This is a genomic window from Amycolatopsis sp. CA-126428, from assembly GCF_002904335.1.
Lineage (GTDB): Bacteria > Actinomycetota > Actinomycetes > Mycobacteriales > Pseudonocardiaceae > Amycolatopsis.
Genome location: NZ_PPHF01000075.1, coordinates 59,645 through 69,368, shown reverse-complemented (window position 1 = coordinate 69,368; position 9,724 = coordinate 59,645). Strand labels below are relative to the sequence as shown.

The 9,724-nt window shown below is 71.7% G+C and carries 7 protein-coding genes; 1 reads left to right on the top strand and 6 read right to left on the bottom strand.

The genetic code is table 11. The annotated features are described in order from the left end of the window. Positions 1 to 128 precede the first annotated feature (128 nt). The gene (locus C2L58_RS21985) at positions 129 to 566 is read right to left on the bottom strand and encodes a hypothetical protein (protein WP_103339507.1); all 438 of its coding nucleotides are present in this window, start codon (positions 564 to 566) and stop codon (positions 129 to 131) included. A gap of 49 nt (positions 567 to 615) precedes the next feature. Then, positions 616 to 2,085 carry an aldehyde dehydrogenase family protein gene (locus C2L58_RS21980; protein ID WP_103339506.1) on the bottom strand — a complete coding sequence of 490 codons (1,470 nt, stop codon included), beginning with the start codon at positions 2,083 to 2,085 and terminating at the stop codon, positions 616 to 618. Positions 2,086 to 2,260: 175 nt separating this feature from the next. Here C2L58_RS21980 and dxs point away from each other — a divergent pair, with 175 nt between their 5' ends. Then, entirely contained in the window at positions 2,261 to 4,177 is a 1,917-nt protein-coding gene (gene dxs / locus C2L58_RS21975) for a 1-deoxy-D-xylulose-5-phosphate synthase (RefSeq protein WP_103339505.1), read from the top strand. 45 nt (positions 4,178 to 4,222) lie between these two features. Here the strand turns inward: dxs and C2L58_RS21970 are convergent, their stop codons facing one another. The 4 genes from C2L58_RS21970 to C2L58_RS21955 are packed head-to-tail and all read right to left on the bottom strand — an operon-like array spanning position 4,223 to position 9,603. Further along, the gene (locus C2L58_RS21970) at positions 4,223 to 5,581 is read right to left on the bottom strand and encodes an aminobutyraldehyde dehydrogenase (RefSeq protein WP_103339504.1); all 1,359 of its coding nucleotides are present in this window, start codon (positions 5,579 to 5,581) and stop codon (positions 4,223 to 4,225) included. Continuing rightward, the gene (locus C2L58_RS21965; protein WP_103339503.1) at positions 5,578 to 7,221 is read right to left on the bottom strand and encodes a thiamine pyrophosphate-binding protein; all 1,644 of its coding nucleotides are present in this window, start codon (positions 7,219 to 7,221) and stop codon (positions 5,578 to 5,580) included. Before C2L58_RS21965 ends, C2L58_RS21970 begins: the two co-directional genes overlap by 4 nt. Further along, positions 7,218 to 8,162: an agmatinase gene (speB, locus tag C2L58_RS21960; protein ID WP_103339502.1), complete on the bottom strand. Its 945-nt coding sequence runs from the start codon at positions 8,160 to 8,162 to the stop codon at positions 7,218 to 7,220. The genes C2L58_RS21965 and speB overlap by 4 nt, the downstream gene beginning before the upstream one ends. Next, positions 8,155 to 9,603, bottom strand: coding sequence for a sodium:solute symporter (locus C2L58_RS21955; protein ID WP_103339501.1), 1,449 nt, complete (start codon positions 9,601 to 9,603; stop codon positions 8,155 to 8,157). The genes speB and C2L58_RS21955 overlap by 8 nt, the downstream gene beginning before the upstream one ends. Positions 9,604 to 9,724 lie beyond the last annotated feature (121 nt).

Here is a 9,724-nt window from a genome sequence, read left to right as displayed (position 1 = left end):
CTGGGGGCGCTAGTCATGCCGGGCCTGGCGACCACAGCTCCCTGGTCGGGAGCCACCAAAAAGGTAACGGGGCGTACCCGAGCGGATGGTCGCGTCGGCCGCTCGGGCCACGGGCGCGGCCGGGGACCTCAGCCTGCCCGGCGCACCGCGAACGCCGCCGCGAGACCGGTCGCCGTCATCGCCACGCCCGACACCAGCAGCACCCATGCCCCGGCTCCCGGGACCACCCGAGCCGCTGGTTGAAGGCGGGTCACTCCCGGCAGCGTCACCACCAGGTGCCGCAGGATCACCCCGGTCACCACCAGCCCCGGCAGGCACGCCATCGCCAGGGGCTCGTCCTGGTGGCGGGCGAACGTCAGGTACGCCAGCGTCACCGCGATCAGCACCGCCGCCGCGCACACCAGGCGCAGGCTCAGGTCCAGCTCCGGGTCCGGTGTTCCGGGCGGCAGCACCCCCGGGTAGTCGGCCGTCCGGAGGGTGAGGCCGGCGAGCACGCCCAGCGCCGCCGCGCCCACCACGACGGCCCGCGGGCCCCGGAGCCGCTTCCACGGTCGCCTCTGGTCCACTCCGGCCTCCCTGCCTCGCGGTGGAGGCAGCATAAGGCGCGGACCGGGCTCAGCCCGAGAACCAGCGCTGCGGTGCCGGCCGGAGGTTCTGGTAGATGTGCTTGACCTCGGTGTACTCGGCCAGCCCCGCCGGGCCCAGCTCGCGGCCGAAGCCGGACTGCTTGTAGCCGCCCCACTCGGCCTGGGGGAGGTACGGGTGGAAGTCGTTGATCCACACCGTCCCGTGGCGCAGGCGCCCCGCCACCCGCTGCGCCCGCGAAGCGTCGTTCGTGAACACCGCGCCGGCCAGGCCGTAGTGGGTGTCGTTGGCGATGCGGACCGCGTCGTCCTCGTCGGTGAACGTCTCGACCGTCAGCACCGGGCCGAACGACTCGTCGACCACCGCCGACGAACCCTGTTTCACCTGATCGAGGATGGTCGGGAGGTAGTAGAAGCCGTCGGCCAAGGCCGGGTCGTCCGGACGGCGGCCGCCCGTGCGCAGCACCGCGCCTTCGGCCAGCGCGGCCGCCACGTACGCCTCGATCTTCGCCCGGTGCGCCGCCGAGATCAGCGGGCCGGTCTCCGCCTGCGAGTCGAACGGGCCGCCCAGGCGGATCCGCTCCGCCCGGCGCACCAGCTCGCCGACGAACTCGTCGTGCCACTCCTGCTGCACGATCAGCCGGGCGCCCGCCGAACAGACCTGGCCGGAGTGGAGGAACACCGCCGTCAGCGCGTAGTCGACCGCGGTGTCGAAGTCGGCGTCGGCGAACACCACGTTCGGGTTCTTGCCGCCCAGCTCCAGGGCCACTTTCTTGACGGTCCCGGCGGCCGCGGCGGCGATGCCGCGACCGGTCGCCAGGCCGCCGGTGAACGACACGAGGTCGACGTCCGGATGGGACGCCAGCGGCGCGCCGGCCTCGGCGCCCGCGCCCAGCACCAGGTTGCCCGCGCCCGGTGGCAGGCCGGCCTCGGTGAGCAGCTTGAGGAACAGGATCGCCGTGTGCGGGGTGAGCTCGCTCGGCTTGAGCACGAACGTGTTGCCCGCGGCCAGCGCCGGCGCGATCTTCCACACGGTCTGCAGCAGCGGGTAGTTCCAGGGCGTGATCAGCCCGCAGACGCCGACCGGCTCGTGCACGATCCGGCTGATCGCGTCCGGGCTGCCGGTGTCGACGACGCGCCCGGCGTCCTGCGCCGCGAGCTTGCCGAAGTAGCGCAGGCAGGCGGCGATGTCGGCCATGTCGTACCGGCTCTCGACCAGGCGCTTGCCCGTGTCGAGCGACTCGGCGCGGGCGAACGCCTCCGCGTCGCGGTCCAGCAGGTCCGCGGTGCGCAGCAGCAGGTCACCGCGCAGGTGGGCGGGGGTGCCGGGCCACGGGCCGCTGTCGAAGGCCTGGCGCGCCGCCGCGATGGCGGCCTCGGTGTCCTTGGCGGTGCCTTCGGCGACCGTCGCGACCAGGGAGCCGTCGGCCGGGCAGCGGATCTCCCGCCGGCCGCCGTCCACCGCGTCCACCCATTCGCCGCCGATGAAGAAATCCGCCATGCGGCCCATTCTCGTGGCCACGCCGCGTGACCGCCACAGCGACGCGGGGAGACGGGGTTCACCCCGGGTGCTGACCGCCGGTCGCGCTCCGGTTGTGACGCCGGACGCGGCCTGCGGTCCCGCCCTGGCGGGTCTCCGTAGACTGGCCGGAACCGAGCGAGTGAGGTGGAGACGAGTGACGATGCTGGAGTCCCTGAGCGGGCCGGCGGACCTGAAGCGCATGAGTGTCGAGGACCTCGGCGAACTGGCCGCCGAGATCCGGGACTTCCTCGTCGACAAGGTGCGCCGGGCGGGTGGCCACCTGGGCCCGAACCTCGGCGTCGTGGAGCTGACCCTGGCGCTGCACCGCGTGTTCGACTCGCCGCGCGACGCGATCGTGTGGGACGTCGGTCACCAGGCGTACGTCCACAAGCTCGTCACCGGCCGCGCGGCCGGGTTCGACCTGCTGCGCCAGACCGGCGGGGTCACCGGTTACCCGTCGCGCGCGGAGAGTGAACACGACTGGGTGGAGAGCAGCCACGCGTCGTCCGGCCTGTCCTATGTGGACGGCCTGGCGAAGGCGTTCGAGCTGGCCGGCGGCGGCCGGCACGCGATCGCCGTCGTCGGCGACGGCGCGCTCACCGGCGGCATGTGCTGGGAGGCGCTCAACAACATCGCCGCGCACAAGGACCGCCCGGTCGTCATCGTGATCAACGACAACGGGCGCTCCTACTCGCCGACCATCGGCGGCCTCGCCGACCACCTCGCGGCGCTGCGCCTGCAGCCCGGCTACGAGCGGCTCCTCGACGGCGGCCGCGAGATCCTCAAGCACACCCCGGTCGTCGGCCGGCCGATCTACGCCGCGCTGCACGCCGCGAAGGCCGGCCTGAAGGACGCGCTGAGCCCGCAGGCGATGTTCTCCGACCTGGGCCTGAAGTACCTCGGCCCGGTCGACGGCCACGACCAGGTGGCGCTGGAGAAGGCCCTGTACAGCGCGCGCTCCTTCGGCGGCGCCGTGATCGTGCACGTGGTCACCGAGAAGGGCCACGGCTACGCGCCGGCGGTCAACAACGAGCACGACCAGATGCACCAGACCGACCCGATCGACCCGGAGACCGGCCTGCCGCCGGTGAAGGGCCCGAGCTGGACCGGTGTGTTCGGCTCCGAGCTGGCGGCGATCGGTGCCGAGCGTGAGGACGTCGTCGCGATCACCGCGGCGATGCTGCGGTCCACCGGGCTGGACAAGTTCGCCGAGGCGTTCCCGGACCGGTGGTACGACGTCGGTATCGCCGAGCAGCACGCGGTCACCTCGGCCGCCGGGCTGGCCATGGGCGGGCTGCACCCCGTGGTGGCCATCTACTCGACGTTCCTGAACCGGGCGTTCGACCAGGTGCTGATGGATGTGGCGCTGCACCGGCTGCCGGTGACGCTGGTGCTCGACCGGGCCGGGATCACCGGGCCGGACGGGCCCAGTCACCACGGCATGTGGGACCTCTCGCTGCTCGGCATGGTTCCGGGGATGCGGGTCGCTGCTCCGCGTGACCCGGGGACGCTGCGCGAGGAGCTGCGGGAGGCGGTCGCGGTCGCCGACGGGCCGACTGCGCTGCGGTTCTCGAAGGGGAAGGTCGGGACGGATGTGGCCGCCGTCGAGCGGGTCGGCACGGTCGATGTGCTGCGTCGGCCCGGTGCCGGCGCCGACGTGTTGCTCGTGACGGTCGGGGCCTTCGCCACGCTCGGGTTGGCGGCTGCGGATCGGCTGGCTGATCAGGGCATCGGGGTGACCGTCGTGGACCCGCGGTGGGTGCTTCCCGTGCCGGCTGAGCTCGTGGCGTTGGCTTCGCAGCACAAGCTGGTCGTGACTGTCGAGGACAGTGGGCGGCACGGGGGGTTCGGGTCGGCTTTGGCCGCTCTGTTCCGGGATGCCGAGTGTGATGTTCCGTTGCGGGACTTGGCTGTGCCGCAGGCTTTCCATGATCTGGGGAGCCGGGATGAGGTGCTGGGGCGGATCGGGTTGACCGCTCAGGATGTTGCCCGGCGGGTTACCGAGTGGGCCTCGGGGCGGCTCGGTTCTTCGGATGAGCCGGTGCGACCCAAGGATGCCAATCGGAGCTGAGCAGTTCTGGCGTCGGGAAAGATGTCCTCGCCGGACAGGCCGGGGTCAGGCGAACCTTGTCATCACGTGTTTTACCCGGGTGTACTCGGTGAATGCGTACGTTGACAGGTCCTTGCCGTGGCCTGAGTGGCCGAAACCGCCGTGGGGCATCTCGGCCACCAGTGGGCCGTGTGTGTTGATCCAGACGCAGCCGAAGTCCAGCTCGGCTGTCACCCGTGTGGCGACGGTGAGGTCGCGAGTCCACACCGACGATGCCAGTCCGTAGGGGACGTCGTTGGCCAGCGCGATACCCGTGGGTTCGTCCGGAAAGGACTGGACCGTGATCACCGGGCCGAAGATCTCCTCCTGGACGATCTCGTCTTCCTGCCGGGCCCCCGAAATCACCGTGGGGGAGAAGAAGAAACCTCGTGCGCCGAACCGGGTGCCGCCGGTCTCGATGCGCGCGTGTGGCGGGAGCCGCGCGATGAGGCCTTCGACGCGTGAGAACTGTGCCGCGCTGTTCAACGGCCCGTAGTCGACGCCCGGTGTTCGCCCCGACGCGGCCTTCGTCAGCGCCGCGACGAAGTCGTCGTGGATCGACTCGTGCACCAGGACCCGGCTGGCCGCCGTGCAGTCCTGGCCCGCGTTGTAGAACGCTGCCCCGGCGATGCCCTCCGCCGTTGTGGCCAGGTCGACGTCGGGGAAGACCAGCAGGGGTGCGTTGCCGCCCAGTTCCAGGTGGGTGCGCTTGAGGTCGGCGGCCGCGACCGTGGCGACGTCGATGCCCGCGCGGGTTGATCCCGTGATCGAGACCAAGGCCGTGATCGGGTGCTTGACCAGTGCTCGGCCCGTGTCGCGGTCGCCGGTCAGCACCGTGAACGTCCCCGGTGGCAGGAACTCCGCTGCGACGCTAGCCAGCAGCAGGGCCGTCGACGGGGTTGTCTCGGCCGGCTTGAGGACCACCGTGTTGCCCGCCGCCAGGGCCGGTGCGATCTTCCAGACCGCCATCATCAGCGGGTAGTTCCACGGCGCGATCTGCGCGCAGACGCCGATCGGCTCGCGGCGGATCACCGACGCGTGGCCCGGTGTGTACTCGCCCGCCGCGGTGCCCTCCAGGTGCCGGGCTGCCCCGGCGAAGAACCGCAAGGCGCTCACGCACTCCGGGATCTCCTCCTCGAGCACCACGGACCGGATTTTCCCGGTCTCCCGCACTTCGAGGTCCGCGAACTCGGAAGCCCGGGCTTCGAGGGCGTCCGCGATCTTCAGCAAGGCCAGCTGACGTTGGGCCGGGGTGCTGCGCCGCCAGGTCGCAAACGCTTGCGCGGCCGCTTCCAGCGCTGCGTCCACATCGGACTGGTCGGCGATGGGGCTGGTGCCGGACACTTCGCCCGTCGCCGGGTCGGTCAGGTCGAGTGTGCGGGTCATGCCTTCTCCACGTGGGTCGGCGCGAACAGCTTCAGCACGGCGGGGAGGACGACGACGGACGGCCCGGGTGTGCGCAGCGCATCGGCCAGGTCCGTGCCCACTTTGTCCAAAGACGACAGCCGGGCGGGGACGCCGAAGGACGATGCCAGCGCCACGAAGTCGGGGCGGGCCAGCTCGGTGGCCGTCGTCTGGCCGAACGCGTCCGTGAGGTACTCGCGCAGGACGCCGTAGCCGCCGTCGTCGATGATCAACCACGTGATGTCGAGGCCGTGCTGGACCGCCGTGGCCAGCTCGGTGATGCCGTACATCGCGCCGCCGTCCCCGGACACGGCGAGCGTGGGACCACCGGTGACGGCGCCGCCGAGCGCGCCCGGCAGCCCGAAACCCAGGCCCCCCGCGCCCTGTGCCGTGTGGATCGGTGCGCCCTCGGGATTCCACGCCGACCAGGCCCAGTACGCCGCGATCGTCATGTCCCAGAACGTCTGGGTTCCGTCGGGGAGCGCGGCCCGGATGTCGTCGATCAGCTTCCGCTCGACGGCGAGGTCCTGACCGTCCAATCGCGACCCGACCCGCGCGAGCAACCCCGAAACCGCCTGCTCGGCCCGGCCGTCGGACGCCCGCATCGGCACCCACTCCAGCAGCGCCTGCAGCGTGCGCCGGACGTCGGCGTGGAGGCCCAGGCCCGGGTAGTTCGACTCCAGCTTCCCGAGGTCGGCCTCGACCTGGATCACCCGGCCGCGCGGTGCGAACTCGCGGTAGTTGCTGGACAGCTCGCCGAGGCCGGAGCCGAGCACGAGCAGCACGTCGGCGGCGGCGAGGAACTCCGTGGTGTGCCAGTCCTCCAGCCACGACCGCCCGGACAGCTCGTGGTCCCACGGGAAGACACCCTTGCCGCCGAACGTCGAGATCACCGGTGCGCGCAAAGCCTCGGCCAACGCCAGCAGCTCCGCGTGCGCGCCCGAGCGCAGCGCGCCGCCGCCGGCGAGGATCACCGGGTTCGACGCCGCCGCCAGCAGCTGGGCGGCCTCGGTGACCAGTTCCGGCAGCGGTTCCAGCGCCGGGGGCGCGGCCGACACCGACGTGATCGGCGGCAGCCCGGCCGGCCCGAGCAGCACGTCCTGGGGGATTTCGACCCACACCGGGCCGTAGGGCGCGGTCGCGGCCGACGTCCACGCCTCCCGCAGTGCCGTCGGGAGCTGGCTCGCGCGGCGCACGACGTGCACCGACTTCACCACGTCCCGGAAGCTCGCCCGCTGGTCGGGCAGTTCGTGCAGGTAGCCGTGCCGCCCGCCGCCGAGGCCGGCGACCGGGACCTGGCTGGAGATCCCGAGCACCGGCACCGAAGCCGCGCGGGACTCCTGCAGCGAAGCCAGCGTCAGCAACGCGCCCGGGCCGGTCGAGACCACCAGTGGCGTCACCGGCACCGGGCCGTCCGGAGCCGCCGCGAGCCGCGCGCGGGCGTGCCCGTCGGCGGCGAAGGCGAGGTTGTTCTCGACCCGCCCGCTGATCACCCGCACGTCGCCGGCCCGGCGCAGCGCCTCGAACAGGCCCAGCGCGTGCTGGCCCGGCAGGCCGAACACCGTGTCGGCGCCCAGCGCCCGCAGGGTCTCGACGACGACGTCGCCGCCGATGCGTGTCATTCGCCCTTCCCCAAGGTCAGCAGGCTCACCAGGTCGTAGGCGACGTGGGACGCCGCGATGGCGGTGATCTCGGCGTGGTCGTAAGCCGGCGCGAGCTCGACGACGTCCGCGCCGACCAGGTTGAGGTCGCGCAGCCCGCGCAGGATTTCCAGCAGCTCCCGGCTGGTCATCCCGCCCGCTTCGGGGGTGCCGGTGCCGGGCGCGTGGGCCGGGTCGAGCACGTCGATGTCGACCGAGACGTACAGCGGGCGGTCGCCGATGCGCTGCCGCAGCGCGTCGACGGTCTCGGCGACGCCGCGGCGCAGGACGTCGCCGGAGGTGACGATGCCGAAGCCGAGCCGCCGGTCCTCCTCGAGGTCCCGCTTGCCGTAGAGCGGCCCGCGCGTCCCGACGTGCGACAGCGCGCTCGTGTCGAGGATCCCTTCCTCCGACGCTCGCCGGAACGGCGTGCCGTGCGTGTACGGCTCGCCGAAGTAGGTGTCCCAGGTGTCGAGGTGGGCGTCGAAGTGCAGCAGCGCAACGGGTCCGTGCCTCTTCGCCGCGGCCCGCAGCAGCGGCAGCGCGATGGTGTGGTCGCCGCCGACGGTCACCAGCCGCGTCCCGTCCGCCTGCAGCGCCTCGGCTTCCTGCTGCAGCGTCTCGATCGCCTCGCCGATGTTGAACGGGTTGACCGCGATGTCCCCGGCGTCGACGACCTGCTTTTCGGCGAACGGCGAGACGTCCAGCTCCGGGTGGTACGGCCGCAGCAGCCGGCTCGCCTCGCGGACGGCCGCTGGCCCGAACCGCGCGCCGGGCCGGTAGGACACCCCGGAGTCGAAGGGCACCCCGACGACGGCGACGTCGGCGCGCTCGACCTGGTCGATCCGCGGCAGCCGCGCGAAGGTCGCGAAGCCGGCGAACCGGGGGATGCGCGACGAGTCGAGGGGTCCGATGTTAGGCACTGGTGGGCTCCTGTTCCCGGGTCTCGGTGGTGGTGGTGTCGTCGCCGTCGAGGCGGCGGGTCCAGACGGAAAGGATCGAGTCGGCCGTGCGGGGCGTCGCGAAGCTGACCGCCAGGTAGACGACCAGGCTCGCGCCGAGGCCCCAGTAGATCGGGGTGTTGGCCTCGACGCCGTCGATGATCATGAAGGCGATGACCGAGAGCGTGCCGGCCACCATCGACGCGTACGCGCCCTGCCGGGTGCCGCGCTTCCAGAACAGGGCGCCGATGATCGCGACGAGCAGGCCGCCGACCAGGATGTCGTAGGCGATGGTGAGCGCGTTGACGACGTCGTCGACGATCATCGCGATGCCGATGGCCAGCAGGCCGAGCACGAGCGTGGCGAGCCGGTTGCGGCTGACCTCGCCGCCCTTCTTGAGGCCCAGCTTGGTGAGCAGGTCGGACGTCGTCGTGGTGGAGCAGGCGATCAGCGCGCCGCTCGCCGTCGACATCATCGCCGAGAGCGCGGCGGCCAGGACCAGGCCGCGGACGCCGGTCGGCAGCAGCCGCTCGACGATCGTCGCGAAGGCGTCCTGCGCGCTGGCGATGTCCGGGTAGAGCGCGTGCGCGGCGGTGCCGATCAGCGCACCGGCCAGGCCGTAGACGAGGCAGTAGACACCGGACGTGATGCCGCCGGACGTCGCGATCGCGGGCGTGCGGGCGGTGAACACGCGCTGCCAGATGTCCTGGCCGATGAGCAGGCCGAAGGTGTAGATGACGAAGTAGGTGATGATCGTGTCCGTGCCGATCGAGGTGAAGCTGAAGAAGCTCGCGTCGAGCTTCTCGCTCATGCCGGAGAAGCCGCCGGCCGAGCTGATCGCGACCGGCAGCAGGATCGCCAGGATGCCGATGGTCTTGATGACGAACTGGGCGATGTCGGTGAGCGTGATCGACCACATGCCGCCGAGCACCGAGTAGAGGACGACGATCGAGCCGCCGACCGCGATCCCGGCCCAGTTCGGCAGGTCGAAGAGCACCTTGAAGATCGTCGCGAAGGCCAGCGTCGAGGTCACCGTCAGCATCAGGGTGTAGCCCCACATGACGACGCCGGACACCGCGCTGGTGCGGCCGCCGTAGCGCAGGTCGAGCATCTCGCCGACGGTGTAGACCTTCAGCCGCACCAGCCGCCGGGCGAACAGCGCGTGCAGCACGAGGATGCCGACGCCGATGCTGACCACCAGCCACATCCCGGAGATGCCGTAGGTGTAGCCGAGCTTCACCCCGCCGACCGTGGACGCGCCGCCGAGGACGACGGCCGACATCGTGCCGGAGTACATGAACCAGCCCAGCCGCCGGCCGGCCACCAGGTAGTCGGACTTCGTCTTCGCGAGCCGGAGGCCGTACCAGCCGACCCCGAGCATCCCCGCGATGTACAGCGCGATCACCGCGTAGTCGCCGGTCACGGTGTCCTCCTCACGTCGGTTTCGGTCACCGTAGGTTCGCCCGCCACCCCCTCGGCATGGGATGATTCGTCCCCAAGTCGACTTAAGCGGGGACGAAATGGCCACGACCCCGGATTTTTCG